This is a genomic window from Methylobacterium sp. WL64 (assembly GCF_008039945.1).
Lineage (GTDB): Bacteria > Pseudomonadota > Alphaproteobacteria > Rhizobiales > Beijerinckiaceae > Methylobacterium.
In genome coordinates, this window is sequence record NZ_VRVA01000009.1 from 52,065 (window position 1) to 77,322 (window position 25,258).

A 25,258-nucleotide genomic window follows, 5' to 3' on the forward strand; every position below is an offset into this window, starting at 1 on the left:
CCCTCCGAACCCGAAAGGACGGCACGGCGAAGGCCGGCGCGCGGTGCGAACCGGGAGACGGTAAATTGACAGGGAGGGTTTAACGGGCGCTTACGGCGTTCGTACCCGGGACCCGGGACGCCCCGAACCCGCCTCCCTTCCTCCGGGACCTTCCATCCTTGCATCGTCCGTCCGGCCCGGCGCGCCTGTCGCTGCTCTACGCCGTCGTCTTCACCGAGATCGGCATCGCGATGCCGTTCATGCCGCTCTGGCTCGACGGGCTCGGCCTCGATGCCGGGGTGATCGGCGTGCTGCTCGCCCTGCCGATCGCCACGCGGATCGTCGCGACGGCGCCGCTGATGAGCCTGCTCGACCGCGGGCTGGGTCCGCGGCGGCTGATCATGCTCGGCAGCCTCGCCCTCAGCCTGACCTACGCGCTGATGCCCGGCGCCGCCGGGATCGGCTGGCCCGCGCTCGCGTCGCTCATCATCCTCAACGCCGTGGCCGGCGCGCCGCTGGTGCCGTGCATCGACTACCTGACGCTGGCGGCCGTGCGCCGCGACGCCCGCCTGGTCTACGCCCGGATCCGGATGGCGGGCTCCATCGCGTTCCTGCTGGCCAACCTCGTGGGCGGCCTGATGCTCTCGGCGCTCGGCGGCCAGCTCGCGGTGCCGCTGCTGCTCACCGGCCTCGCCCTGGCGGCGGGGTTCGTGGCCTGGCGCAGCCGCTCGGTGGTGGCGCTGCCGCAGGTCCCGTCCGGGACCATGCGGCCGCGCCTGCCGCTCAGGCTGTGGCTCTGCATCGGCGCCGCGGCGGCGATCCAGGCGAGCCACGGGGCGATCTACGGGTTCGGCAGCATCTACTGGACCAGCCAGGGGATCGCACCGGCCTGGGTCGGCTCGCTCTGGGCGACCGGCGTGCTGGCCGAGATCGCGCTGTTTGCCGGCATCACCGCCCTCCCCGCCGCCTGGCGCAGCCCGGTGCGGCTCCTGGCTCTGGGCGCGGCGGCGGCGATCCTGCGCGCGGTCGGCATGTATCTTCTCGGCGACCACCTGGCCGCCCTGGTACCGCTCCAATGCCTGCACGGCCTGACCTTCGGGGCGACGCAGCTCGGCGCGATGGCGGCGGTATCGGCCTTCGCCCCCGAGGGCGCGCGGGGCCGCGCGCAGGGCACGCTCAGCGCGGTCAACGCCGGAATCTCCGTGGTCGCCACCCTGGCGAGCGGGCTCGCCTACCGGACCGGCGGCCCCCTCGCCTTCCTGCTGATGGCGCCGCTCGCCGCCTGTGGCCTGGGTCTGGCGCTCGCCTCCGACCGCGTGACGTCGGATACGGATCGTCAACCGTAATGTCGACATAACCACACGGCAGGGTGGTGCCTCCAATCGAGGAGTTAGGGCTTGCTGAGCGAGGGCATGGTTCCCGGCGCATCGCTGCGGGACCGGCCGGCGGATGGCCGGTTGGCGCTCGACGGGCGCTGGACCGCCGATCAGGCGCCGACCGTCGAGGCGAATGCGGCGCGCATCCTGGCGGCCGGCCGGGCCAGTTCCATGACGGTCGACCTGTCCGGGATCGAGCGGCTCGACACGCTGGGCGCCTGGGTGCTCGAGCGGACCCGCGCCGAGATCGAGCAGGCGGGAGGCACGCTGACCTATGTCGGCGTGCGGTCCGAGCACCGGACCCTGCTGGGCGAGGTCCGCCTGCGCGAGGTCGAGTCGGCGGACCCGCTGCGGCACGGCCGCATCGTCGGGTTCCTCGACACCGTCGGCCGCGAGACCGTGCGCGGGGGTCGCGAGTTCGTCACCGCCCTCGCCTTCCTGGGCGAGGTGATCGCCGCCTGCGGGCGCGTGGCCCTGCGGCCGGGCACGTTCCGGGGCACCGCCCTGGTCAACCAGATCCAGCAGGTGGCCTTCAACGGCGCCCCGATCATCGTGCTGATCTCGTTCCTGGTCGGTGGCATCGTCGCCCAGCAGGGCATCTTCCAGCTCCAGCGCTTCGGCGCCCAGACCTTCGTGGTGAACCTGATCGGCCTCCTGATCCTGCGCGAGATGGGCGTCCTGCTCACCTCGATCATGGTGGCGGGCCGCTCGGGCTCGGCGATCACCGCCGAGATCGGCTCGATGCGCATGCGCGAGGAGGTCGATGCCCTCCGGGTCATGGGCCTCGATCCCGTCGAGATCCTGATCGTGCCGCGGGTGCTGGCCTTGATGGTCGGCCTGCCGATGCTGACGCTGATCGGCGACATCGCCGCGCTCACCGGCGGCGGCCTCACCGCCATGCTGTACGGCGGGCTGACGCTGGATCAGTTCCTGGTCCGGCTCCAGGCGGCGGTGGGCGTGCACCACGTCATGGTCGGCCTGATCAAGGCGCCGTTCATGGCGCTGATCATCGGGATCCTCGCCACGATCGAGGGCTTCGCCGTGGAGGGCTCGGCCGAATCGCTGGGCCGCCACGTCACGGCCTCAGTCGTGAAGTCCATCTTCATGGTCATCGTCCTCGATGGATTGTTCGCGGTGTTCTTCGCCGCGATCGATTTCTGAGCCCGCTGTGATGATCGCCCCCGCCATGCCCGAGACCGCCGCCGGCCCCGCGCCCATCATCCGGGTGCGCGACCTCGTGGTCGGCTTCCGGGACCGCACCATCCTCAAGGGGCTGAACCTCGACATCCGCGCGGGCGAGATCATGGGCTTCGTCGGGCCGTCGGGCCAGGGCAAGTCGGTGCTGACCCGGACGATCCTGGGCCTGACGCCGAAGCGGGCGGGCACGATCGAGGTGTTCGGCCGCGACGTCGACGGCATGACCTATGCCGAGCGGCGCCGCATGGAGCAGCGCTGGGGCGTGCTGTTCCAGCAGGGCGCCCTGTTCTCGGCGCTGACCGTCAAGCAGAACATCCAGGTGCCGATGCGCGAGCATCTCGACCTGTCCGAACGCCTGCTCGACGAGTTCGCCCGGCTCAAGATCGAGATGGTCGGCTTGCAACCGGATGCAGCCGACAAGCTGCCGTCCGAGCTGTCCGGCGGCATGATCAAGCGCGCGGCGCTCGCCCGCTCCCTGGCGCTCGATCCCGAGATCCTGTTCCTCGACGAGCCGACCTCGGGCCTCGACCCGATCGGCGCGGGCGAGTTCGACGACCTCGTCTCGACCCTGAAGGAGACGCTGGGCCTGACCGTGTTCATGGTCACCCACGACCTCGACAGCCTCTACACCGCCTGCGACCGCATCGCGGCGCTGGGCGACGGGCAGATCATCGCCGCCGGCACGATCGAGGAGATGCTGGCGAGCGACCACCCTTGGTTGCGCTCATACTTCCACGGCAAGCGGGCTCGGGCCATCACCCCCGGGGTGCCGGCGCATGCCTGACCGCTTCTTCCCCCTGATCCCGTCCCGGTCCCATCCGGGATCGTGGATACGCAGCTCGGCCGGACCGTGTTCGCCGAGCGGAACCGCAGGCTGATCGCATGGAAACCCGCGCGAACTACGCCCTCATCGGGGCCTTCACCCTCGCCGTCATCCTGGCGGGCTTCGGCACCGTGCTATGGCTCTCCGGCGGCTCCTCGCGGCAGGTGAGCCAAGTCGTCCGCATCGTGTTCTCCGGCTCGGTCGGCGGGCTCTCCCGCGGGTCGAGCGTGAACTTCAACGGCATCAAGGTCGGCGAGGTCACCGATATCCGCCTCGCCCCGCAGGACCCGCGCCGGGTGCTCGCCCAGATCAAGGTCGACCCCTCGACACCGCTCCGGGCGGACACCCGCGCCCGGCTCGATTCGGCGATGCTGACCGGCGTCTCGGTGATCTCCCTGTCGGGCGGCAACGCCGACGCGCCCGTGCTCGCCCCGATGGCCAACGGGGAGCCGCCGACGATCTTCGCCGATTCCTCCGACATGCAGGACATGATGGCGCTGGCCCGGCAGGTCGCCCAGCGGGCCGACGACATGCTCGCCAGGCTGGACCGGATCGTGGCCGGCAACGAGGGCGCGATCAATCGCGCGCTCACCAACGTCGAGGCGTTCTCGAAGACGCTCGCCGATGCGGGCCCGAACATCGCGACCCTGGTCAAGGCGGTGGACGGGGCGAAGCTCGGCCACGTCATCGACAACGCCGACCGGTTCTCGGCGGCCCTGTCCAAGTCCAGCCCCGACATCGAGGGCGCCGTGCACGACGCCCGCTCGCTGGCGGCCAAGCTCAATGCCTCGGCCGACAAGATCGACGCGGTGCTCAACGGCGCCCAGAGCTTCCTCGGCTCCGCCGCTGGCCAGGAGGGCTCCAGCACGTTCACCGAGATCCGCGCGGCCGCGGTCTCGGTGCGCGACGCCGGCAAGGCCTTCCGCGTCATGTCGGAGAACCTCGACAAGCGCACCGCCAGCATCTCGACGAATTTCGGCCGCCTGAGCGGGACCGGCCGCCGGGAGGTGGAGGCCCTGTCGGGAGACGGACAGCGCACCCTCAACACCCTGAACCGCACCGTGCGCAGCCTGGAGCGCGACCCGAGCCAGGTGATCTTCGGCGGCAAGCCGTCGTTGCCCGAATACAACGGCGGCCGGTGAAATCATCGTGCGCCGGGCCGATGTGTCCCGGCGCACGGCACTTATACGAGAGAGGGATAGTTTCTGCGGCATAGCTTATACAGCTCCGCCGTTCGCCGGCGGGGTTCCTCAGGTTGTGCGTATGGCCCGCTGCTCGTCCCACCTCATCACCGCCACCCTGCTCGCCGCCCTGCTGGGTGGCTGCGGCGGTGCGACGCCCCTGACCTTCGATCTCGCGGCACTCCCTCCGGCCGGGCGCCCGGTTGCGGCCGGCCGCTCGATCGCGGTGTCGGAGCCGGTGGGGATCCAGCCGTTCGAGGCCGACCGGATCATCGTGCGGGAATCCGGTGGCGCCCTCGCCTTCCTGGGCGGCGGCCAATGGGCCGACCGGCTGCCGCGGCTGATCCAGACCCGCCTCCTGCAGAGCCTGGAAAATTCCGGCCGGCTCCGTTCGGTCAGCCGGCCCGGCGACAAGGTCGTGGCGGATTACCAGCTGATCAGCGAGATCCGCGCCTTCGACATCCAGGCGACGACCGGCGAGGCGGTGGTCGACCTGTCCCTGAAGCTCGTGGCCGACGGTACCGGCAAGGTCACTGCCGCCCGGATCTTCACCGCCCGCGTGCCGGTGTCCAAGATCGATGCCGGCAACGGCGCCCGCGCCCTCGATCAGGCTCTGACCACCGTGCTGGCCGACGCGGTGCGCTGGGTGAATACCGGGCGTTGACGGGCCGAGGCCTCGGTCGCCTTACTCCATCACCGCGGCCTTCATGATCACCACCATGGTGGCCCGGGCCGGGCCCTCGGTGCAGCGCACGAGGTGGGGCCGGTCGCAGCGGTAGCGCAGGGTCTCGCCGGTCCGGGCGCGCTGCACGATCCCGCCGATCTCGACCTCGAACGCGCCCTCGGCGACCGAGAGCGATTCCACCGAGCCGCGCTGGTGCGGGTCCGAATCGAGGACGCCGCCGAGGTCGGCCGTGACCTCGTACCATTGCAGCCACTCGATCGTCTTGATCCAGCCGATGATCGCCAGCCGGACCTTGCCGTCCTCCGAGACCAGGATCGGGGTGTCCGCCCGGGAGGTCTTCTCGATGAACGGCTCCTCGTCGCTCGACGCCAGGACACGGTCGATCGACACGTCGAGCGCCTGGGACAGCCGCCAGATCGTCGCCAGCGTCGGGTTCGTCTCGTTGCGCTCGATCTGGCTGATGATTGACTTTGCCACGCCCGATTGCTCGGCGAGTTCCGACAGTGAGAGGTTGTAGGCCTTGCGCAGGCGCTGGATCGTCTTGCCGAGCTGGCCGGAGAGCACCTGTGCCCCGGTCAGCAGGTCGCGTCCGCGCGTCCGGTCGGGCCGTTCCGCCTGGTCCTGCATCGTCACCGGTCCACCCTGGCCGTTCCATTATCCGAACGATCGTGCGCTTCTTCAAACGCAATCGCTGCCCCGACGCAAGACAGGGGCGATCGGGAGCTAGCGCCAGATTGCGTGGAAGTGGTGGACCGGCCCATGGCCGGCGCCGATCGCGAGCCGGTCCGCCGCGGTGAGCGCGGCCGTGAGGTAATTCTTGGCGGCCGTCACGGCCTCAGGCAGCGTCAGGCTGCGGGCGAGCCCCGCCGCGATTGCGGAGGAGAGCGTGCAGCCGGTGCCGTGGGTGTTGCGCGTGGCGATTCGCTGGGCCGCGAAGGTCTGTGCGTGACCCTCCCGCGTCACGAGGTGGTCGATGCTCATCGCCCCCGTCCCGTGCCCGCCCTTGATCAGCACGGCGCGAGCGCCCAGCCCGACCAGGCGGCGGGCCTGGGCCACGATTGTCGCCTCGTCCCCGGCGACCGGCTCGCCGAGCAGCACCGCCGCCTCCGGCAGGTTGGGGGTGATCAGGTCGGCCCGGCCCATCAGCCGCTCGCGAAGCGCCGCCACGGCGTCCTCCGAGATCAGCCGGTCGCCGCTGGTGGCGACCATCACGGGGTCGAGGACGACCGGGGCGGTCCCGGCCCACCGTGACAGCCCGTCGGCGACCGCCTCGATCACCGCAATCTGCGACAGCATGCCGATCTTCACGGCATCGACCGCCAGATCGGAGAAGACGCTGTCGATCTGCCGGGCCACGAAATCGGCCGGCACATCGTGGATGCCCTGGACGCCTCGGGTGTTCTGGGCGGTGAGCGCCGTGATCACGCTGGCGCCGTAGACGCCCAAGGCCGAGAAGGTCTTGAGGTCGGCCTGGATGCCGGCGCCGCCGCCGGAATCCGAGCCCGCGATGGTGACCGCGATCGGGCTGGCGCCGCTCACCTCGCGTCTCCCCGCGCCGCCAGGGCGGCGTCGATGGCCGCGCGCAGCTCCCGGGCGCGCTGGCGCACTGGCTCGGTCCCGAACAGGGCGGTGATCACCGCGACGCCGTCCGCGCCGGCGGCGATCACCGGGGCGGCGTTGTGCAGGCCGATGCCCGCGATGGCGCCGAGCGGCAAGCCGGAGCCCCGGGCAAGCCGGGCCCGGAAGGCGATGCGCGAAAACCCGTCGAGGCCGACCGGCGGGTCCGGATTGTCCTTGCTGGTGGTGGCGAACACGCCGCCGATGCAGGCGTAGTCGACCGGGAGCCGGTACAGCTCGTCGGCTTGGGCGGCGGTCTTCACGGTCAGCCCGATGATCGCCCCCTCCCCGAGGAGACGGCGCGCCTCGGCCGGATGCAGGTCGCTCTGTCCGAGATGGACGCCGTCCGCCCCGGCCGCCAGGGCCAGATCGACCCGGTCGTTGACCAGCACAGGCACCCGCCCGCCCACGGCAGCCTGGATCGCCCGGATCCGCGCCAGCGCGGCGCGGGTGTCCGGGATGTCCTTCTCGCGGTATTGGAGCAGGGTCGCGCCCCCCGTCGCCGCGTCGGCGGCGAGCCGCGCCAGGTGATCGCCGTCGGCGCCGCAGACGCCGACATCGAGGACGCCGTAGAGCCGCAGGTCGACGGGCCGGCTTCCGGCTGTCGCGGAGTTCGCGCGCGCTGCCATTCTGGTCGCCGGCCCCCGCCGGAACTGGCCCCGCGCCGGCCCCGCGCCGGCGCATCTCGGGCGGCCCTGTTTGGGCAGAGGCCGCCGGCTTTGCAAGACGTCCGGTCACACGGCCGCGTTGACGCGCGGCGATCCTGTGCCCCTATAGAGACGTATCGATCTGAGATCCCGCACCCGGCGGGAGAGGTTTTATAGAGGGACGATGGCGGTCGGCGAGGCGCAGACGGGTGCGCGCGGGGCACAGGCCCTGCCGGAGCGCTCCTCCGTGGGCCTCGTCGCGGTGATCGTCGCGGCGACCAAGGGGGAGCCGCGCGCCCTGACCATTCGGGTTCCGGATCAGGCCCCGGGCCGCGGCGACGGCCTCCCGGCCGGGCCGCTCGTGCCCGAGCACGCCACCCTGGAGCGGGGCCTGCGCGCCTGGGTCGAGCGGCAGACGCACCAGCGCCTCGGCTATGTCGAGCAGCTCTACACCTTCGGCGACCGCGACCGCTCCGGCACCGCCGACATGCCGGACGCGCATTCGCTCTCGGTGGCCTACCTCGCCCTGGTCCGGGAGGAGCGCCCGGCCGGCTTGGCCGAGGCGGCGTGGCAGAACTGGTACCGCTACCTCCCGTACGAGGATTTCCGCAAAGGCCGGCCGCCCCAGCTCGACGCGATCGAGACGCGGCTCGCCGCCTGGGCCGCCGAGCCCGCGGATTGCGCGATCCGCACCCGGCGCCTCGACCGGCTCGGCCTCACCTTCGGGATGAACGGCGGCACCTGGAACGAGGAGCGCGTGCTGGAGCGCTACGAGTTGCTGTTCGAGGCTGGCCTGATTCCGGAGGCGAAGGGCAACGCCGGCCCGGCGGTGCCGAACGACCCGACCGGCGTGCCCATGGCCTTCGACCACCGCCGGGTGCTGGCCACCGCGATCGGACGGCTGCGCGGCAAGATCAAGTACCGCCCGGTGGTGTTCGAGCTGATGCAGCCGGCCTTCACGCTGCTCCAGCTCCAGCGCACCGTCGAGGCCCTGTCGGGCACGCAGCTGCACAAGCAGAACTTTCGACGGCTCGTCGCCCAGCAGGGTCTGGTGGAGGAGACCGAGGCCCTCACCAGCGGCACCGCCGGACGGCCGGCACGCCTGGTGCGCTTCCGCCGGGAGGTGCTCTTGGAACGGCCGGCGCCGGGGTTGCGGCTCCCCTCGCGGCGGGTGGGGTGATCGGCACAGCGCGCCGCCCAACGGTGCCGGCCAGGGGGCTTACGAGATCGGGTTGTGCGATCTGACGCCGTGTCAGACGGGCACCAGCCTCTCGGGCGATGCGCGCGCGGCGCGCCACAGCCACAGGGCGGTCAGCACCAGTAGAACCGTGGCGATGGCACCGGTGCAGTCCAGGGCGTCCCAGCCGGCGCGGCGGCCGGGACCCAGCAGGCGCACCAGCACCGGCCCGAGGATCTGCCCGGCCGCGAAGGCGGCGGTCATGCGGGCGAGGAGCGGCGTCGGGTTGTCGGGCCGCGCCTCGCGGGCCAGTTGCAGGCCCGCCATGGTGGCAACCATGAAGGTGCCGCCCACCAGCACCGCAGAGGCTGCGACCGCCCACAGGGTGTGGGCGACCAGGGGCAGTCCGGTGCCCAGCGCCATGAGGCCCTGGGCCGACGCCCAGAGAAGCCGCCGCGGCACGCTCGCCAGCCACCGGGCCGCCGCCGCCACCGACAGGGCCGAGGCGAGGCCGAACAGCGGCCAGGTCAGGCCGAACACCCGGGGGTCCGAGGCCAGCTCGCGGGCCATCGCCGGCAGGAACGTGGCCGGCACGATGTAGCCGAACCCGAAGATGCCGTAGCACAGGACCAGGGCCGCCTGCCCGCTCCGGGAAGGACGTGCGAAGGACGCGCCCGCGCGCTCCTCGATCCGGGCCGGGGCCATGCCCTGTCCCCGGGACAGGAACCCGACGAGTAGCGCACCCAGCCCTGCGACGAGGCCCAGTTCGAGCCACAGCCGCGTCGCCGGTTGGGTTCCGCCCAGCCAGGCCAGCGCGCCGGCCAGCGCGATGCCGAGGCCGACGCCGGTGTAGATCCACGCGCCGAGCCGCGCGACGTGGCACCGGGCAAGCTCGGCCAGGCACCAGCCGCTCGCGCAGATCAGCGCCCACGCGCTGAACACGCCGGCCAGGGCCCGCAATCCTGCCCCGAGGCCGGCGGGCGCGGCGTGATCGGCCGCCGCCATCGACACCGTCGTCAGCGCTACGCCGACGAGGCTGAGGAGGAGGCCCCGGAGCGGAGCGCGGGCGAACCAGGGGGCCGTCAGCGCACCGACTAGGTACCCGACATAGTTCGCCGCCGCCCATTCGGCGCCCGCGGCGGCGGTGAGGGTGCCGTCGCGCATCATCAGCGGCATCAGGGGCGTGAAGGCGAACCGGCCGATCCCCATCGCGACCGCGAGGGCGACGAGGCCGCTGGCGACGATTGGCCAGGCTGGGTGCTTCGGATCCGTCGGGGCGTGCGGGTGCGTGCTCATGGCGGCACCTCTTGAACACCGGTCGGACGTTCTTGGAAAATGAATTTTTGTGACGTACGGTTCTCTTGATGAGAACGATGGATCTGGACGATCTCGATATTTTCCGCTGCGTGGTCCGGGAGGGCGGGGTGACACGGGCGGCGACGCGGCTGCACCGGGTCCCGTCCAACGTGACGACCCGGATCAAGCAGTTCGAGGCGCGGCTGGGCGTGGCCCTGTTCCGCCGCGAGGGCCGCAACCTGAACCTCACCGAGGCGGGACGCATTCTCCTGGGCCATGCCGAGACGCTGCTGCGGATGGCCGATCTGGCCGAGCAGGAGCTGCGCAGCGGTGTGGTCCGCGGCGTCCTGCGGCTGGGTTCGCTGGAGAGCGCGGCGGGCGCGCGGCTGCCGCCGATCCTGTCGGCCTTCCACGCACAGTTCCCCGACGTCACGATCGAGCTGCAGACCGGGACGAGCCGCGCCATGCTCCGGCACCTCGAGCGCTTCGAGATCGAGGCGGCCTTCGTCTCCGAACCGTTCGATCACGTGAGTCTGTCGTCGGTGCCGGCCTTCGACGAGGAACTGGTGCTGATCACCGGCCGGAACGCGTCCGAGATCGGCAACGGCTCCGGCCGGCGGACCCTGGTGGCGTTCCCGCACGGCTGCTCATATCGCCAGCGCCTGATCGCGTGGCTGGCGGAGGATGGGGCGTCCTACGACCGGGTTCTGGAGATGAGCTCATACCACGCCATCGTGGCCTGCGTGGCCGCCGGCACCGGTATCGCCATCGTGCCGGCGGCGGTGCTCGACAATGCGGTGATGAGCACGGCGGTCGAGCGCCATCCGCTGCCGCCGCACCTGCGCGTCAACCGGACCCGCCTGGTCTGGAAGGGGGAGGCCAGCGCGGCCCTGCGCGCGCTCACGATGCTGCTGCCCGATGCGGCCGGGACCAGCGCGCCGGCGTAGGGCGCGTGGTCGCCCCTACCCGTAGGTGTGGTCGTCCGCCGGGAACCGCCCGGCCTGCACGGCGTCGGCGTAGGCTTTGACGGCGTCCTCGATATGGGCTCGCAGCGACCCGAACTGGCGGACGAACTTGGGAGTGCGCTCGGACAGGCCCAGCATATCCTCCAGCACCAGGATCTGCCCGTCGCAGACCGCCGAGGCGCCGATGCCGATGGTGGCGGCGGTGACCTGCGGGGACGTCGCGATGGCGCGCGCCACCGGCTCGATGATGCCCTCCAGCACGATCGCGAAGGCCCCGGCCTCTGAGATCGCGCGGGCATCCTCCAGCAGGCGGCGCTCGTCGTCCGGCGCCCGGCCCTGGACCTTGAACCCGCCCATCGTGTTCACCGCCTGCGGGGTCAAGCCGATATGGCCCATCACCGGCACGCCGCGCTGGACCAGGAACGCCACCGTCTCGGCGAAATGCGCCCCGCCCTCCATCTTGATCGCCCCCGCCCCGCTCTCCTTGAGCACCCGGGCGGCGTTGAGGAAGGCCTGCTCCCGGCTCGCCTCGTAGGAGCCGAACGGCATGTCGACCACCACCAACGCCTTGGCGGTGCCGCGGATCACCGCCTGCGCCTGCAGGATCATCATCTCCAGGGTCACCGGAATGGTCGATTCCATCCCGTGCATCACCATGCCGAGCGAATCGCCCACCAGGATGAAGTCGCAATAGGGATCGACGATGCCGGCGGTGTGGGCATGGTAGGCGGTGAGCGCGATGATCTTGCGCCCCTCGGCTTTGCGCTTTCCGATGTCGATGGCTCGGAGCCGGCGCGACTGCACGACCTGCGACATGGTTCAGACCTCTTTCGGCTCATCGGGGTCGGCGGAGGGCGCCCGAAACACCACGGTTTTTCCTCCCCGTTCGTTGGGGAGGATGGCCCCTGCGTCAGCAGAGGCCGGGAGATGCGCAGCACGACGAAGCAGGATCTCAGCTCCGCCGCGACCCCTTCGGAAACGGCGCTCCCCTCTCCCGACCCGCTTCGCGAGCCACCCTCCCCCGCAGAGGGGGAAGGAAACCCATGTGCTGAACGAGCCCGTACAGGACGGGCCCGTCCCAGTGCTTCTGGTACTCTTCATACACCGCACCGCCCCGCGGGTCAGCGTCCCGCCTGGGGCTCGGCGGCAGCCTTCCAGGCCGGATCCTCCCGCAGGGTCATGGTCTCGTGCCTCTCCTGCCAGCCCTCGACGCCCTCGGGGAACCAGCGCACGCCGGTATAGCCCTTGCGGACCAGACGCTTGGCCGCGTTCCAGCTACCCCAGCACTCGACATGGCAGAACACCACGACAGGTTTTCCCGTTTCGCCGCCGGTCAGCTCCGCGACCCGGGCGTAGAACAGGGCCTCCCGCTCCGGGGCGATCGGCTCGGCCCCGGCCAGCGGCAGCCAGATCGAGCCGGGGATCGAGGGATGCACCGGCAGCCAGAGGCGGCCTTCGGGGAAGTTCGACGGCTTGCGATCGGGGGCGGCGACGTCGATCAGCACCGGTTTGTCCGGCCCCGCCATCAGGGCGGCGAGCGCGTCGGCATCGACCACCGTGGCGCCCTGCAGGGTTTGCGGGGTGTAGCCCTTGGGCGGGCCGGCGTAGAGCCCCTCCGGCTCGGGCACGTTGACGGGAGAATCGGCCGGTGCGGCGGCGAGGCAGCCGACGGCAGCCAACGCCGCCGCCAGCCGACCGATCAGGGATGCGCGCCGCATGGTCAGTTCGTCGGGCTCGGCGGGGTGAAGCTGTGCTGCCAGCTGCCGCCGGCATTGTCGCTCGCCGCGACCTGGAGCGGCTTGCCGTCCGGCTTGAACGCGAAGTTGATCACCGGGTTCGAGGCGATCGAGATGTCGCCCGTCATCGTGAAGACCTTGCGGTCGCCAGCCGAGACGGTGAGCTTGTCGATGTAGCGGGCCGGCGTGTAGTCGCGGGTGACCTGGTTCATCTGCATGCCGGAGAAGTTCGGGTGGCGGATCATCAGCGTCGCCTCCACGGGCTTGCCGACCTTCGTCTCGGCGAACTTCATCCGCATGTCGCCCATGCCCTTCATGGCCTCCTCGTCGCTCATGCCCATCGGGGCCGAGCAGCCGCCGGACGCCTTCACGAACTGCTTGGCCTCGTAGAGCTTGCCGTCCTGGGTCTCCACCACGGCATGCATGTCGGTGTAGTTGTTGACCCGCACCCGGAGTTTCAGCTCCGTCGGGTCGGCGGCCGGCCCGAACTCGAACCGGGCCGCGTAGGGCGCCGGGTTGTCGTCGATGATCAGCGACACGGCCTTGATCTGCCCGTCCTGCGGCATGGTCAGGGTGATGGGGACCAGGGCGGCGTCGAGCGCGCGCGCCGGCGCGTCGATCTTCACCAGGTTGTCGGTGGTCTCGATGGCGCGGTCGCCGAAGATCGACTTGGCGATCTCCTGCCAGCGCGCGGTCCGCTCCTGCTCGGTGTCGGAGGCGCCGGCGGCCCGGACGGGTCCCGACAGGGCGGTGGTTGCGAGGATCAGGGCGAGCGCTGCCGCGTGGGCGGTCTTGAGCGTCATGGCGTTTCTCCCGGTTGGTCTCAATATGGAGGTTCGAGCGACTATTCCCACTCGAGTTCCTGATAGGCCACGGTGACGTTGCGGCCGTTATAGGTGTCGAACAGGGCCCACTTGTCCCGCTGGTCCCGGGCGACGCTGGCCACCGCCTTCTCGATCGAGACATCCTTGGCGATCGCCGCCCGGGTGCCGTCGCGCAGGGCGGTCAGGTAGCCGCTCAAGTCGTCCAGTGCCGGGGCGAGATCGACAGAGACCGGCCCATGGCCCGGCACCGCCCGGGTCGCCCCCATGGCCTTCAGCCGCTCGATCTCCTTGAGCCAGCCCCGCAGGCTGCCGTCGAGGGACGGGATCCGGTTCACGAACAGCAGGTCGGCGGGGAACAGAAGGCCGCTGGCGGAATCGCGCATCGACAGGTCGCAGCTGGTATGGGCCGGCCCGTGCGCCGTGAAGGTCAGGCGCCGGTCGCCGAGGTCGATCTCGGCCGTGTCGGCCACGCTCAGCGTCGGGTAGACCACCGGCCCGGTGCGATCGGCGCCGAGCATCTCGATCAGGCGCTGACGGTAGAATTCGCCCCGCGCACGCAGGGCCTCGGCGAGCTTGGCGTGGCCGATGAAGACCGGCTTGTCCTGCACGAAGGCACCTGCCCCGAACACGTGGTCCGGATGGACATGGGTCAGCACCACGTGGGTGATCGGCTTCGGGGTTCGCTTGGCGATCTCGGCCCGCAGCCACTGGCCGTCCACCAAGCTGCCGCCGGTCTCGGTCACGAGCACGCCGTCCCGGCCGATGAGGAAACCGATATTGGCGATGGCGTCGGCATTGTCGGGCGAAGCGTCCGCGGTCAGGCCCTGGCGCATGAAGATGCCGGGTCCGACCTCCTCCATCGCGAAGCCCTCGGTGGCGCGCCCGAGACCCGGCAGGCAGCACAGGCAGAGACCGGCGAACAGGGCGTGACGCCGCGACAGGGGGCGGCCTACGGCGACGGATTCGCCTTGATGGACGGCGGACGCCGTCATGCCGGAACCTCCCTATTCTTCTTGCCTACCATTAAGTAGGTAGATCTTTCGGTGGTCAAGTGGCATGTTGGAGTTCGGGCCCCGGACCGTCACACGTTCGCGCGAGCCCCAGAAACGATGTCTGAGCGATGCGCGACACACGGGCCGAGCTGCTGAGCCAAGCCGAGATTCTGGTCCGGGGGCGCGGCTATGCCGGTTTCAGCTACGCCGACCTCGCCGGGGCGGTGGGGATCCGCAAGGCGAGCATCCACCATCATTTTCCCACCAAGGTCGATCTCGGCGCCGCCCTGGTGGCAGCTTACGCGGCGCGCTACGACGGCGCCCTCACGGCGATCGGCACCGCGGTGCCGGACGGTCCCGGCCGGATCGCGGCCTATGGCCGGCTCTATCTCGGCGGCGTCGAGCAGGGGCTTGGCTGCCTGTGTGCGGCTTTGGCCATCGAGGGCGAGGCCCTGCCCGAGCGCCTGCGCGCCGACATCGCGGCGTTCTTCGAGACGCATCTCGCCTGGCTGGAGACGATCCTGCGCGCGGGCCAGGCTGACGGTAGCGTCCAGCGTGGCCAGGAACCGGCCGCGCTCGCCCGCTACGTCATCGCTACGCTGGAGGGGGCGCTGCTGATGGAGCGGCTGTTCGCGAGCCCGGCGGCGTTTTCGGGGACGCTGGCGGTGCTGGTGGACGGTCTCAGGCCGCGGTGAACCTTGCGAAGCCGTCCGCCCGCAGCCGGCAGGCCGGGCAGGTGCCGCAACCGTAGCCCCAGGCATGCCGTGCCCCGCGCTCGCCGAGATAACAGGTGTGGCTGTCCTCCACGATCAGGTCGACGAGCGCCCGCCCGCCCAGAGCCTCGGCGAGGCCCCAGGTCTGCGCCTTGTCGAGCCACATTAGCGGCGTGTGCAGCACGAAACGGCGCTCCATGCCGAGGTTCAGCGCGACCTGCAGCGCCTTGATCGTGTCGTCCCGGCAATCGGGATAGCCGGAATAGTCGGTCTCGCACATGCCGCCGACCACGTTCCGGATGCCGCGCCGGTAGGCGAGCGCCGCCGCGAAGGTCAGGAACACGAGGTTGCGACCGGGCACGAAAGTGTTGGGCAGGCCCGACGCCTCGAACCCGATCTCGGCGTCCCGGGTCAGCGCCGTCTCGGAGATTTTTCCCAGCGCGTCGAGCGCGACCGTGTGGTCGTCTCCGAGGCGTCCCGCCCAGGTGGGGTCGATGCGGCCCATGCCGGCCCGCAGCACGGCCCGGCGATCCAGCTCGACCCGGTGACGCTGGCCATAATCGAACCCCAACGTCTCGACATGGTCGTACCGGTCGAGCGCCCAGGCGAGGCACGTGGCCGAATCCTGGCCGCCGGAGAACAGGACCAGCGCCGAGCGGTCGCCGATGATCGTGTCGTCAGTCGCCATCGTACTCCGCCCAGGACATCGGCGTCTCCGCGACCCGCACCCGGGCGAGCCCCGGCAGATCCGGCCGCAGCCGTTGCCAGATCCAGGCCGCGATGTTCTCGGCGGTCGGGTTTTCCAGCCCCTCGATCTCGTTGAGACAATGGTGGTCGAGCCGTGCCAGCAGCGGCCCGAAGATGCTCTCGATATCGTAGAAGTCGATCACCCAGCCGGTATGGGGATCCACGGGCCCGGAGACGGTCAGCTCGACGCGGTAGGAATGCCCGTGCATCCGATGGCAGCGATGCGTCGCGGGCACGTTCGGCAGCCGGTGGGCCGCCTCGAAGGTGAAGGCTTGGGTGATGTTCATGGGTCGCGGTCGCAAGGCCGGGCGGTCGGAGCGCCGGAATAGCGCCGACGATAGCCTCCATGCAAAACATGGTTCGACGGAGGCAACCGGCTGACGCGTCTCCATTTCCCCTCGGATCGCCAGCGTCCGCTGTGATGCCCCAATCCCTCCAGGGCGTGAACGAGCGTGACGTGCAGATGGGCGTTTCCTCTCTGCGTCTGTTTTCCTATATCTATGCAAAGTATTAGATTTGTTGAAATTTACTCGCTACAATAACAAGATTGTTATTAATATTTTTTGAATTCTTACATCACATATGACATCAATTCGATATTTAAACGTATGGATATATTCGAAAAGTCATATCTTCGATGGGACTGCATGACACCATGTCGTATGGCATAGATTATGCTTATTTATTCACGCCGGATTTACTCGATAATATCCCCGTTATGTCAAGTGCGTGAGGCGGATATGAGCAATTTTGCTGTTGCTGATCTTGTGAAAATATCGGCTCAGACATTGAAGAGCCAAGCGACCTCGCATCTGACATCCATTCAAACCATTGCCAGCCGCATGAAGCTGCTGGCTCTGAACGCGCTGATCGAGGCGGCGCATGCCGGCGAGAAGGGGCCGGGCTTCTCGGTCGTCGCCCAGGAAGTCCGCGCCGTGTCGACGCAGGTCGATCGACTGACCTCGATCCTGCGTCTGGACCTGAGTACCGGCGTCGACGATCTGACCCAGGCAGTGAGCCGCCTGACCGACGAGGCTTCCGCCGTCCGCAGCGTGGACCTGGCCCTGAACGCCGTCGAGTTGATAGACCGTAATCTCTACGAGCGGACCTGCGACGTGCGCTGGTGGGCAACGGACGCGGCGGTCGTCGCATGCGGCTCCGACCCGAGCGCGGAGGCGGTCGCCTACGCTACACAACGTCTGGGCGTCATCCTCTCTGCGTACACAGTCTACCTGGACCTGTGGCTGTGCGATTTGGACGGCCGCGTCCTCGCGAACGGCCGCCCCGACACATACCCGGACGTCGTCGGCTCGGAGGTCGGGCGAGAATCTTGGTTCAGGGATGCCGTGACACTGCGGAGCGGCGACGCCTTCGCTGTGGCCGACGTGCGGACCGAGACTCGGCTCCGGGGCGCGCAAGTCGCCACCTACTGCGCGAGCATTCGCGCCGACGGTCGAAGCGACGGCGCGCCACTTGGCGTTCTGGCGATCCATTTCGACTGGCAGCCGCAAGCCAAGGCCATCGTCGACGGCGTCCGGCTAGGGGCTGGCGAGAAGGAGCGGACCCGCGTGATGCTTCTGGACGCGCGCCATCGGGTGATCGCCTGCTCGTGAGGGCAGGGCATGCTGAGCGAGACCTACCCACTTCGCACCGAGGATCAAGCGCAGGGCTATTATCTGAACGAGCGCGGCGACCTGGTCGCGTTCCACGAGACGCCCGGTTACGAGACCTATCGGGGCATGGGGTGGCGTGGCGTGATCGAGCAGAAATCCATCGCCTGAGACCGGACCTCAATGAGGCGAGCGCGTCGAGGTCCGGTCCTACGCCTACCCGCCGCTCTTCCCTGAAACGCCCGCCTGCGCGAAGGTCGCCATGCCGGTGTGGCAGGCGAGCGCGCCCTTGAGCAGGCCGATCGCCATGGCGCTCCCCGAGCCCTCGCCGAGCCGCATCCCCAGGGCCAGGAGCGGCACCAGGCCGAGCCGCTCCAGCACCTCCGCGTGGACGCCCTCCGCCGAGACGTGGCCGGCCAGGCAATGGTCGAGCGCGGTCGGGTCCACGGCGTGCAGCAGTGCCGCCGCCGCGGTGGCGACGTAGCCGTCGATCACCACCGGGATGCGCTGCAGCCGGGCCGCCAGGATCGCGCCCGCCATGGCGGCGATCTCGCGGCCGCCGAGCCGGGCGAGCACCTGGAGCGGGTCGTCGAGATGGCCGGTATGGTAAGCCAGCGCGGCCTCGACGGCTGCCACCTTCCGGGCGAGCCCATCCCGGTCGACGCCGGTGCCGCGTCCGACCCAGTGGGCGGGCTCGCCGCCGAACAGGGCGGCGTAGAGGGCGGCAGCCACCGTGGTGTTGCCGATGCCCATCTCGCCGATGCCGAGGCAATCGGTGCCGGCGGCCACCGCCTCCATGCCGAACGCCATGGTCGCCACGGTGGCGCGCTCATCGAGCGCCGGGCCTTCGGTGATGTCGCCGGTCGGCATGTCGAGGGCCAAGTCGAACACCTTGAAGCCGAGCCCGTAGGCCGCGCAGATCTGGTTGATCGCCGCCCCGCCGGCCGCGAAGTTGTCGAGCATCTGGCGGTTGACCGCGTCCGGGAAGGCCGAGACGCCCTTGCGCGTCACCCCGTGACTGCCGGCGAAGACGCAGACCAGCGGCCTGTCGAGGCTCGGGGGCGCCTTGCCCTGCCAGGCCGCCAGCCAGGAGACGAGGCTCTCCATCCGTCCGAGCGAGCCCGCCGGCTTGGTCAGGCTCGCGTCCCGGGCGGCCACCGCCTCCTGCGCGTCCCGGTCCGGGCCCGGCATCGCCTTGAGCAGGTTGCGGATGTCGTCGAACGGACCCGGATCAGTCTTGGCGGCGTCGGTCATGGCGGCGATGATTTCCTGTGGGCGCCCGCGAACGGGGAGACGGCGACGTGGCGGGGCGACTATAGTGGTCCTGCGCCGCCCGACCGTTCGCGATCGGCTCGCCCCGCCGGGGGCGGTGGGGGAGTGACCGCGATGGACAGGCAGACCGGCGGGGAGGCCGACTGGCCCGGGCGCGCCGCCCTCTACGACCTCGCCGGGTGCCTGCGGTTCTACTCCCGCCTGCCCGTCCCGCAACTGCCCGGCGAGCCCGATCCGCACCGGGTCCCCGATTTCACCGCCCTGCCCCGGATGCTGCCGCTGGCCGGCGTGATCCTGGCCCTGCCCGCCGCCCTGACGCTGGCGGCCGGCTGGTGGATCGGGCTCGGGCCGTTCCTGGCCGCGACCCTCGCGGTGGCCGTCATGGTCCTGGCCACCGGGGCGCTCCACGAGGATGGCCTGGCCGACGTCGCCGACGGCTTCGGGGGCGGCGCCACGCTTGAACGGCGCCTGGAGATCATGCGTGACAGCCGGATCGGCGCCTATGGCGGGGCGGCCCTGGTCCTGGCGCTCGCCCTGCGCATCGGCGCGCTGGCGACGCTCCTGGACCGCGCCGGCTACGCCGCCGCGACCGCGCTCGTCCTGGTCGCCGCCCTGTCGCGGCTCGCGGCGCTCGCCCCGATGGTGCTGCTGCCGCCGGCCCGCCCCGGGGGGCTCTCCGCCGCGGTCGGCCGCCCGGACCGGGGGAGCCTTCGGATCGCCCTCGGCAGCGGCCTCGCCGTCGCGCTGGGAAGCGTTCTCCTCGGCCTGCCGGTGGCCGGCGTCGCGCTTATGATCCCGTGCGCCGGCTTCGCGGCGCTCGCCCTCACCCGGCTCGCCCGAAGCAAGATCGGCGGCCAGACCGGCGACGTGATCGGCGCCTGCCAGCAGCTCGCCGAGATAGCCGCGCTGCTGGCCCTGGTGGCGGCGTTGGCGGATTGATGCGGCATTCAGGGCCTTGATCGGGCCACGATCCGTCGGCCAAGGATCCGCGATGCAGCCCGCGCCCAAACCCTCGTCCCCCTGCACCAAGGTCTGCGTGCTCGACGCCGGCAGCGGGTTGTGCCGCGGCTGCGGTCGGACCCGCGACGAGATCGCCACCTGGGGCGGGATGCCGGAGGCGCGGCGGCGCACCATCATGGCCGGTCTCGGCGCGCGGCTGCGCGCGGCGGGTTTCATCCCTATCGAGGAGCCGCTGCCGTCATGATCTATCTCGGGCTCGCCGCCATCGCGCTGGTCATGGCCGTGCTGGTCCTCAGCGACGGCAGCGACACCATCGGCGGCGTAATCGAGCCCGACCACCTCGCCGGGCTCGCCTCGACGGGGGGCATCCTGATCCTGGTGGTCGCCGGCTACTGGCGGCAGATCACGACCTCGCTCGGCCCGAGCCTGCGGGCGCTCCTGGCCTGGGCGCTGATCGGGCTCGCCCTGGTCATCGGTTACAGCTACCGCGACCAGATCCAGGGCGTTGGGGGCCGGGTGCTCGGCGAACTCCGGCCGGGCTCGGCCGTTTCCGGGCCCGGCGGCGGCGTCACGATCACCCGGCGGTCGGACGGCGACTTCCGGGTCGAGGCCGAGGTCAACGGCCGCGTGCAGCCGTTCCTGTTCGACACCGGCGCGAGCAGCGTGGTGCTGACCGCCGAGAATGCCGCCGCCCTGGGTCTCACCCCGGCGGCGGCCGACTTCACCGCCCGGGTGTCCACGGCCAACGGCATCGCGTATGCGGCGCCGATCCAGCTGGATTCTCTGCGCATCGGCACCATCACCGAGCGCCGGGTGAACGCCATGGTGGCGCGGCCGGGCTCGCTGGCCGGCAACCTGCTGGGCCAGACCTTCCTGACGCGCCTGTCGGCCTACGAGGTCCGAGGCGACCGGCTGATCCTGAGCCCGCCCTGAAGCATCGTTCCGAGAGCCGGCTGCCGCCTTCGGAAAAGACAATGCGGATCAGTGATCTAGCGCATCGTACAGATGCCCGGCACGATACGCTGAGACGGGGCGCCGCTCACGCCGCCCGCGCCTCCGGCACTTCGCGCGAGACCAGGGCGACCGCATCCCGCAGGGTCTGGAGTCCGGCATCGGGCCGCATTCCGTGGGTCGAGAGGTGGCGCCGGAAGGCCCGGGCGCCGGGCCTCCCGTTGAACAGACCGAGCATGTGGCGAGTCACGGCATGCAGACGCTCGCCCCGGGCCAGGACCTCAGCCAGGTAGGGCTCGAACGCCGCCATGGCCGCGAAGGCGTCTGGGACGGGCGCGGCCACGCCGAACAGCTCCGGATCGACGCCGAGCAGCAGCGCCGGCTCGGTATAGGCGGCGCGCCCGACCATCGCGCCGTCCACCTCGGCGAGGCGCGCGCGCACCGTATCCAGGTCGCGCAGCCCGCCGTTGACCGCCACCGGCAGGGCGCCGAGCCGCCGCTTCAGCCGTGCGGCGCGGCCGTAATCGAGGGGCGGCACGTCGCGGTTCTCCTTGGGCGACAGCCCCTGGAGCCAGGCCTTGCGGGCGTGGACGATCAGCCCGTCCACCCCCGCGGCCACGACCGCGTCGGCGAGCGCATCCAGGGCCGCCTCGGGATCCTGGTCGTCGACGCCGATCCGGCACTTGACCGTCACGGGAACCGACACGGCTGCCTTCAAGGCTGCCACGCAGTCGCCGACCAGGGCCGGCTCGCGCATCAGGCAGGCGCCGAAGCGGCCGTCCTGCACCCGATCGGACGGGCAGCCGACATTGAGGTTGATCTCGGCGTAGCCGAACTCCGCCGCGATCCGCGCCGCCTGCGCCAGCTCGGCCGGATCCGACCCGCCGAGCTGGACCGCGACCGGATGCTCCTGCTCGGAAAACCCAAGCAGCCGTTCGCGCGGGCCATGCAGCACCGCGCCCGTGGTCACCATCTCGGTATAGAGCCGCGCCCGCGCCGAGAGGGTGCGGTGGAAGGCCCGGCAATGGCGATCGGTCCAGTCCATCATCGGGGCGACGGAGAACCGCCATCCCGGAAGTGCGCCGCAAGTCTCAGCCGCCGTCACGTGTGCAAGATCCGTGTTGACCCGTGTCCTGCCGGCGCCCCGCGCCTCGGGGCGCGGTCGGTGTCTTCCGGTGGATCGAGGAGGAGGCCTGTTGATACCACGGGCGGGCGAGCCTCGAAAAGCGCGCGGGTGTGGGACACCGCCCGGTGGCAAGCCCGGCGGTGTTCCCGGATGCAGAAAGCGGGAGCGGTCCGGCTCAGAACACCGGCATCGCGCCGGCCACGGTGACGAGCGCCCCCGACGTGTAGCTGCTCTCCTCGGAGGCCAGCATCACGTACGCGGAGGCGAGCTCGGCCGGCTGGCCCGGGCGGCCGAACGGCACCTGGCTACCGAAGGATTTCACCGAATCCTGGCTCATCCCGGACGGGATGAACGGCGTCCAGATCGGGCCCGGCAGCACGCCGTTCACCCGGATGCCCTTCTCGGCCAGGAGTTGGGACAGGCTCAGCACCATGTTGCTCAGTGCGCCCTTGGTCGCACTATAGGCCATGAGGGACGGCATCGGATGCTTGGAATTCACCGAGGAGGTGAAGATCACCGACGCGCCGGGCTTCAGGTGAGCGAGCGCCGCCTTGGTCACGTAGAACGGGCCGAACACGTTCGTGCGGAAATGGTCCTCGAAGATGGCGTCATCGATGGCGTCCAGGCCCTGGTTCGGCTGCTGGAACGCGCCGTTGTTCACAAGCACGTCGAGGCGTCCGAAGGTCTCGGCGGTGCGGGCCACGATCGAGCGGCCGTAGGCGGGATCCTTGAGGTCGCCCGGCAGCAGCAGCGCGCGCCGACCCGCCTTCTCGATCCAGCCGCTGACCGCCTCGGCATCCGCCTGCTCCTCGGGCAGGTACGAGATGGCGACGTCGGCCCCCTCGCGGGCGTAGGCGATCGCAACCGCGCGGCCGATTCCGCTGTCGCCACCGGTGATCAGCGCGACCTTGCCGGTGAGCTTGCCCGCGCCCTTGTAGCTGTCCTCGCCGTGATCGGGCTCGGGCGCCATGCGGCTGGTCTTGCCCGGAAAGCTCTGCGGCTGCGCCTCGAACGGCGGACGGGGATACTTGTGCAGCGGATCTGTGGTCATGCGGGGTCTCGCGTTGGGTTATGGGTCCAACGATGGCTCGACCGGGGTGTTCCTGTGCCGCGCCGACGCGCCGATAGGGACAGAGACGTGGGGACATCGAGCAGCAACAGGCGCTCCCCATTCTCCGGCCCGAGGGAGGGCGCGCCATGATCGTGTTGCAGTCTGAGGCTCGCGTCGCACGCAGGATCGATAGCGCCCTGCTCGGCGCCGCGATGCTGGCGCTCACCTTCGGCCTGGCCGCGGGCCTGTGGGGCGTACTCCAGTGAGCTCCGCGCCGGGCGCCGCCCGCTCTACGGCGGATGCGGGAGCATTATCCTGAAAGGCGGCCACCGGTGTTCGGCAAAAAGCCGATGCGCATCAGAAAGCCAGCGTATCGTACCGGTTCCAGTACCCGGCACGATGGGTTAGGCCGGCCCGCGATGGGCCGGCCTGATCTCGATCGCACCGCCGTCGTGCTGATCTGCGCGGGCCTCGTGCTGCTCGCGCTGGCGCAACTGCTGGTCGGTTTCCCGTGATGGTCCGCGGGGGCATCTGGCGTGGAGGGGAGCGGGACCGATGCTGAACCGCGCCATCGTGGCCGTGACCCTAGTCGCGGTGGCCGCGTTCCTGGTCTACCTGGCGGGTCTCGCCCGCGAGGCCCTGTCGCCGAACCAGACCTACGCGGCCAGCATCGGCCTGACCCTCGATCAATGTGTGACGGCCCAGGACGGCCTCTCGGACGCGGAGGCGCGCGCCTATTGCCGGCGGCCGGTGCCGAAGCGGCCGTGAGGCGCGGATGCGAACGCCGCTCGGGCTCGTCAGGGCCGATGCGGAGGACGAAAGGCCGACCGACGGAAACAGAAGGCCATACTTACTCGGCCTTTTGCCGAATGCGCCAGATCCTTGATGCGAGGCCCTCGCTCGACCGAGCCGGGATCCCTGTCGGCGGCGAGCGCTTGCAGTCCTGAGCGGACCGCGAAGCCATCGACGAGCCGGCGGCCGCCTTCCGGAGCGATGCTTTAGCTGCCGAACTTGTAGTTCAAGCCGAAGCGGCCGAGCACGCCCTCGTTCCGGAAGCGCGCCACGTAGGCGCCGACGCCCGGTCCGACCGCCACGACCGGGACGGTGCGGCGTCCGAAATCGTAGTACAGCGCCTCGCCTCTCAGGGTCACGGCGTTGGTGTGGAAGATATTGAACGCCGAATCGGTGGGCAGGGCGAACTCGATGCCGCCGCCGACGGCATAGCCGGTCTCGACGCGCGAGCTGCCGCCGTCTGGAAGACGCCGCGGTAGGTCTCGCCTGCGTAGGCGAAGCCGCCGGTGCCGTACACGAGGGTGCGGTCGAAGGCGTAGCCGACGCGCCCGCGCAGGGTCCCCGAGCGCGTTGCCCATCTGCCAGACCGTGCTGATCCCGCCCAGACGCCCAGTTCTGCTGTTACTAGATCAAAACAAAAGCGTTTCGCGGTGTGGTCAATTTGCTTTCTGCAGTAAATGCGTTCGCAGCAGCGCGATATCGAAGGGTGCCGGCCTGATCGGCGGTGTCGATAGTGGGCCGTCGCAGGGTCTATCCAACGCCTCTCATCGTGAGGCCCGCCTCCGCGCCGTCGCAGCCCCGAACGCCGCAAACAACGCCCGGTTGATCGGGTTGGTCGCGGCGTCGTGCTCCGGGTGCCATTGCACGCCCAGGGCGAAGCCCGGCGCGTCATGGATGCGGATCGCCTCGATGGTGTCGTCCTCGGCGATGCCTTCGATCACGATACGGGCGCCCGGCTTCAGGATGCCCTGGCCGTGCAAGGAGTTCACCCGGATCGTCTCGCGCCCGAGCAGCCGCGCGAAGGCGCCGCCCGGGGTGAGGCGGACCGCGTGGCGGTCGGCGAACACCACTTCGAGGTCCGGGTGAATCTCGCCGTTCTCGAGCCGTGGCATCCGGTGGTTGAGGCGCCCGGGCAGGTTGCGGATCTCCGGGTGCAGGCTGCCACCGAAGGCGACGTTCATCTCCTGAAACCCGCGGCAGATGCCGAACAGTGGTACGCCCCGCGCCACGCAGGCCTCGATCAGCGGAAGCGCCGTCGCGTCGCGGGCCTCGTCGTAGGGCTCGTGGGCGGGGTCCGCCGCGGTGCTGAACCGGGTTGGATGGACGTTGGCGCGGCCGCCGGTGAGCAGGATGCCGTCGACCGTGTCGAGGAGGTCGCCGAGATCGGTGATCCCGGGGCAGCCGGCGAACATCAGCGGCAGGGCCCCGGCCACTTCGGCCACCGCCCGGAGGTTGTTCTGGCCGACAATCTGTGCCGTGAACCGGTTGTCGAGCAGGCGCGCGTTTCCGATGACGCCGATCACGGGTCTCGCCATCGTCCC

Annotated in this window: 27 protein-coding genes and 2 pseudogenes; 14 read left to right on the forward strand and 15 right to left on the reverse strand. The window is 70.4% G+C overall.

Annotated features, from left to right (window positions below; genetic code table 11):
- The first annotated feature begins 158 nt into the window (after positions 1 to 158).
- The 5 genes from FV242_RS07090 to FV242_RS07110 all read left to right on the forward strand — a co-directional run bounded on the left by FV242_RS07090 (position 159) and on the right by FV242_RS07110 (position 5,220).
- Entirely contained in the window at positions 159 to 1,325 is a 1,167-nt protein-coding gene (locus tag FV242_RS07090; RefSeq protein WP_147938438.1) for an MFS transporter, read from the forward strand.
- 66 nt (positions 1,326 to 1,391) lie between these two features.
- Positions 1,392 to 2,516, forward strand: coding sequence for an MlaE family lipid ABC transporter permease subunit (locus FV242_RS07095; RefSeq protein WP_147938485.1), 1,125 nt, complete (start codon positions 1,392 to 1,394; stop codon positions 2,514 to 2,516).
- 10 nt (positions 2,517 to 2,526) lie between these two features.
- A complete protein-coding gene (locus FV242_RS07100; protein ID WP_187277788.1) occupies positions 2,527 to 3,336 on the forward strand; it encodes an ABC transporter ATP-binding protein in 810 nt (269 codons plus the stop codon).
- A gap of 98 nt (positions 3,337 to 3,434) precedes the next feature.
- Positions 3,435 to 4,517: an MlaD family protein gene (locus FV242_RS07105; protein ID WP_147909039.1), complete on the forward strand. Its 1,083-nt coding sequence runs from the start codon at positions 3,435 to 3,437 to the stop codon at positions 4,515 to 4,517.
- A gap of 121 nt (positions 4,518 to 4,638) precedes the next feature.
- Complete coding sequence (locus FV242_RS07110) at positions 4,639 to 5,220, forward strand: ABC-type transport auxiliary lipoprotein family protein (RefSeq protein ID WP_147938439.1); 582 nt, start codon at positions 4,639 to 4,641, stop codon at positions 5,218 to 5,220.
- 21 nt (positions 5,221 to 5,241) lie between these two features.
- On the opposite strand, the gene FV242_RS07115 is transcribed toward FV242_RS07110, so the two are convergent.
- From FV242_RS07115 to thiE, 3 genes are all read right to left on the reverse strand, one after another.
- The gene (locus FV242_RS07115) at positions 5,242 to 5,868 is read right to left on the reverse strand and encodes a helix-turn-helix domain-containing protein (RefSeq protein WP_147938440.1); all 627 of its coding nucleotides are present in this window, start codon (positions 5,866 to 5,868) and stop codon (positions 5,242 to 5,244) included.
- A gap of 96 nt (positions 5,869 to 5,964) precedes the next feature.
- The gene (gene thiD / locus FV242_RS07120; protein WP_147938441.1) at positions 5,965 to 6,780 is read right to left on the reverse strand and encodes a bifunctional hydroxymethylpyrimidine kinase/phosphomethylpyrimidine kinase; all 816 of its coding nucleotides are present in this window, start codon (positions 6,778 to 6,780) and stop codon (positions 5,965 to 5,967) included.
- Positions 6,777 to 7,487, reverse strand: coding sequence for a thiamine phosphate synthase (thiE, locus tag FV242_RS07125; protein WP_147938442.1), 711 nt, complete (start codon positions 7,485 to 7,487; stop codon positions 6,777 to 6,779). Before thiE ends, thiD begins: the two co-directional genes overlap by 4 nt.
- Positions 7,488 to 7,689: 202 nt before the next feature.
- On the opposite strand from thiE, the gene FV242_RS07130 reads away from it, so the two are divergent.
- Positions 7,690 to 8,685: a hypothetical protein gene (locus FV242_RS07130; protein ID WP_147909044.1), complete on the forward strand. Its 996-nt coding sequence runs from the start codon at positions 7,690 to 7,692 to the stop codon at positions 8,683 to 8,685.
- Between the two features lie 72 nt (positions 8,686 to 8,757).
- Here FV242_RS07130 and FV242_RS07135 read toward each other — a convergent pair whose 3' ends face one another.
- Positions 8,758 to 9,978, reverse strand: a complete 1,221-nt coding sequence (locus FV242_RS07135; RefSeq protein ID WP_147938443.1) for a YbfB/YjiJ family MFS transporter — start codon at positions 9,976 to 9,978, stop codon at positions 8,758 to 8,760.
- Positions 9,979 to 10,055: 77 nt separating this feature from the next.
- On the opposite strand from FV242_RS07135, the gene FV242_RS07140 reads away from it, so the two are divergent.
- Positions 10,056 to 10,925, forward strand: a complete 870-nt coding sequence (locus FV242_RS07140) for a LysR family transcriptional regulator (RefSeq protein WP_187278353.1) — start codon at positions 10,056 to 10,058, stop codon at positions 10,923 to 10,925.
- 15 nt (positions 10,926 to 10,940) lie between these two features.
- Here the strand turns inward: FV242_RS07140 and panB are convergent, their stop codons facing one another.
- The 4 genes from panB to FV242_RS07160 all read right to left on the reverse strand — a co-directional run bounded on the left by panB (position 10,941) and on the right by FV242_RS07160 (position 14,495).
- Positions 10,941 to 11,759: a 3-methyl-2-oxobutanoate hydroxymethyltransferase gene (gene panB / locus FV242_RS07145; RefSeq protein WP_147938445.1), complete on the reverse strand. Its 819-nt coding sequence runs from the start codon at positions 11,757 to 11,759 to the stop codon at positions 10,941 to 10,943.
- 305 nt (positions 11,760 to 12,064) lie between these two features.
- Positions 12,065 to 12,661 carry a rhodanese-like domain-containing protein gene (locus FV242_RS07150; protein WP_147938446.1) on the reverse strand — a complete coding sequence of 199 codons (597 nt, stop codon included), beginning with the start codon at positions 12,659 to 12,661 and terminating at the stop codon, positions 12,065 to 12,067.
- A 2-nt stretch (positions 12,662 to 12,663) separates the two neighbouring features.
- Positions 12,664 to 13,482, reverse strand: a complete 819-nt coding sequence (locus FV242_RS07155; RefSeq protein WP_147909049.1) for a quinoprotein dehydrogenase-associated SoxYZ-like carrier — start codon at positions 13,480 to 13,482, stop codon at positions 12,664 to 12,666.
- A 41-nt stretch (positions 13,483 to 13,523) separates the two neighbouring features.
- Positions 13,524 to 14,495 carry a quinoprotein relay system zinc metallohydrolase 2 gene (locus FV242_RS07160; RefSeq protein WP_147938447.1) on the reverse strand — a complete coding sequence of 324 codons (972 nt, stop codon included), beginning with the start codon at positions 14,493 to 14,495 and terminating at the stop codon, positions 13,524 to 13,526.
- 128 nt (positions 14,496 to 14,623) lie between these two features.
- Between FV242_RS07160 and FV242_RS07165 the strand changes: the two genes are divergently transcribed.
- Positions 14,624 to 15,190: a TetR/AcrR family transcriptional regulator gene (locus FV242_RS07165; protein ID WP_147938448.1), complete on the forward strand. Its 567-nt coding sequence runs from the start codon at positions 14,624 to 14,626 to the stop codon at positions 15,188 to 15,190.
- Here FV242_RS07165 and queC read toward each other — a convergent pair.
- Together queC and queD are read right to left on the reverse strand one after the other, a co-directional pair.
- Positions 15,177 to 15,896 carry a 7-cyano-7-deazaguanine synthase QueC gene (gene queC, locus FV242_RS07170; protein ID WP_147938449.1) on the reverse strand — a complete coding sequence of 240 codons (720 nt, stop codon included), beginning with the start codon at positions 15,894 to 15,896 and terminating at the stop codon, positions 15,177 to 15,179. The genes FV242_RS07165 and queC overlap by 14 nt on opposite strands.
- Complete coding sequence (queD, locus tag FV242_RS07175) at positions 15,886 to 16,242, reverse strand: 6-carboxytetrahydropterin synthase QueD (RefSeq protein ID WP_147855190.1); 357 nt, start codon at positions 16,240 to 16,242, stop codon at positions 15,886 to 15,888. The genes queC and queD overlap by 11 nt, the downstream gene beginning before the upstream one ends.
- A 453-nt stretch (positions 16,243 to 16,695) precedes the next feature.
- Here queD and FV242_RS36045 point away from each other — a divergent pair.
- Positions 16,696 to 17,736: pseudogene (locus FV242_RS36045) on the forward strand (methyl-accepting chemotaxis protein).
- A gap of 45 nt (positions 17,737 to 17,781) precedes the next feature.
- Here FV242_RS36045 and cobT read toward each other — a convergent pair.
- Positions 17,782 to 18,819: a nicotinate-nucleotide--dimethylbenzimidazole phosphoribosyltransferase gene (cobT, locus tag FV242_RS07185; protein ID WP_147938451.1), complete on the reverse strand. Its 1,038-nt coding sequence runs from the start codon at positions 18,817 to 18,819 to the stop codon at positions 17,782 to 17,784.
- 132 nt (positions 18,820 to 18,951) lie between these two features.
- On the opposite strand from cobT, the gene cobS reads away from it, so the two are divergent.
- Genes cobS through FV242_RS07200 form a run of 3 tightly spaced genes read left to right on the forward strand, consistent with a single transcriptional unit; the run spans position 18,952 to position 20,730 of the window.
- A complete protein-coding gene (gene cobS / locus FV242_RS07190; protein WP_147938452.1) occupies positions 18,952 to 19,776 on the forward strand; it encodes an adenosylcobinamide-GDP ribazoletransferase in 825 nt (274 codons plus the stop codon).
- A gap of 52 nt (positions 19,777 to 19,828) precedes the next feature.
- Positions 19,829 to 20,041: a DUF1289 domain-containing protein gene (locus FV242_RS07195; RefSeq protein ID WP_147909057.1), complete on the forward strand. Its 213-nt coding sequence runs from the start codon at positions 19,829 to 19,831 to the stop codon at positions 20,039 to 20,041.
- Positions 20,038 to 20,730 carry a TIGR02281 family clan AA aspartic protease gene (locus FV242_RS07200; protein WP_147938453.1) on the forward strand — a complete coding sequence of 231 codons (693 nt, stop codon included), beginning with the start codon at positions 20,038 to 20,040 and terminating at the stop codon, positions 20,728 to 20,730. The genes FV242_RS07195 and FV242_RS07200 overlap by 4 nt, the downstream gene beginning before the upstream one ends.
- Before the next feature lie 106 nt (positions 20,731 to 20,836).
- Here the strand turns inward: FV242_RS07200 and dusA are convergent, their stop codons facing one another.
- On the reverse strand, positions 20,837 to 21,853 hold the full coding sequence (gene dusA, locus FV242_RS07205) for a tRNA dihydrouridine(20/20a) synthase DusA (protein WP_147909059.1): 1,017 nt from the start codon (positions 21,851 to 21,853) through the stop codon (positions 20,837 to 20,839).
- Positions 21,854 to 22,049: 196 nt separating this feature from the next.
- A complete protein-coding gene (locus tag FV242_RS07210) occupies positions 22,050 to 22,925 on the reverse strand; it encodes an SDR family oxidoreductase (RefSeq protein WP_147938454.1) in 876 nt (291 codons plus the stop codon).
- A 332-nt stretch (positions 22,926 to 23,257) separates the two neighbouring features.
- Here FV242_RS07210 and FV242_RS07215 point away from each other — a divergent pair, with 332 nt between their 5' ends.
- On the forward strand, positions 23,258 to 23,440 hold the full coding sequence (locus tag FV242_RS07215) for a hypothetical protein (RefSeq protein WP_147909061.1): 183 nt from the start codon (positions 23,258 to 23,260) through the stop codon (positions 23,438 to 23,440).
- Between the two features lie 40 nt (positions 23,441 to 23,480).
- Entirely contained in the window at positions 23,481 to 23,693 is a 213-nt protein-coding gene (locus FV242_RS07220; protein ID WP_147938455.1) for a hypothetical protein, read from the forward strand.
- Positions 23,694 to 23,923: 230 nt separating this feature from the next.
- On the opposite strand, the pseudogene FV242_RS35360 reads toward FV242_RS07220, so the two are convergent.
- Together FV242_RS35360 and FV242_RS07230 are read right to left on the reverse strand one after the other, a co-directional pair.
- Positions 23,924 to 24,279 (reverse strand): annotated as a pseudogene (locus FV242_RS35360) (outer membrane protein); the annotation flags it as partial.
- Positions 24,280 to 24,481: 202 nt separating this feature from the next.
- Positions 24,482 to 25,252: a gamma-glutamyl-gamma-aminobutyrate hydrolase family protein gene (locus FV242_RS07230; protein WP_147938456.1), complete on the reverse strand. Its 771-nt coding sequence runs from the start codon at positions 25,250 to 25,252 to the stop codon at positions 24,482 to 24,484.
- Positions 25,253 to 25,258: the final 6 nt, after the last annotated feature.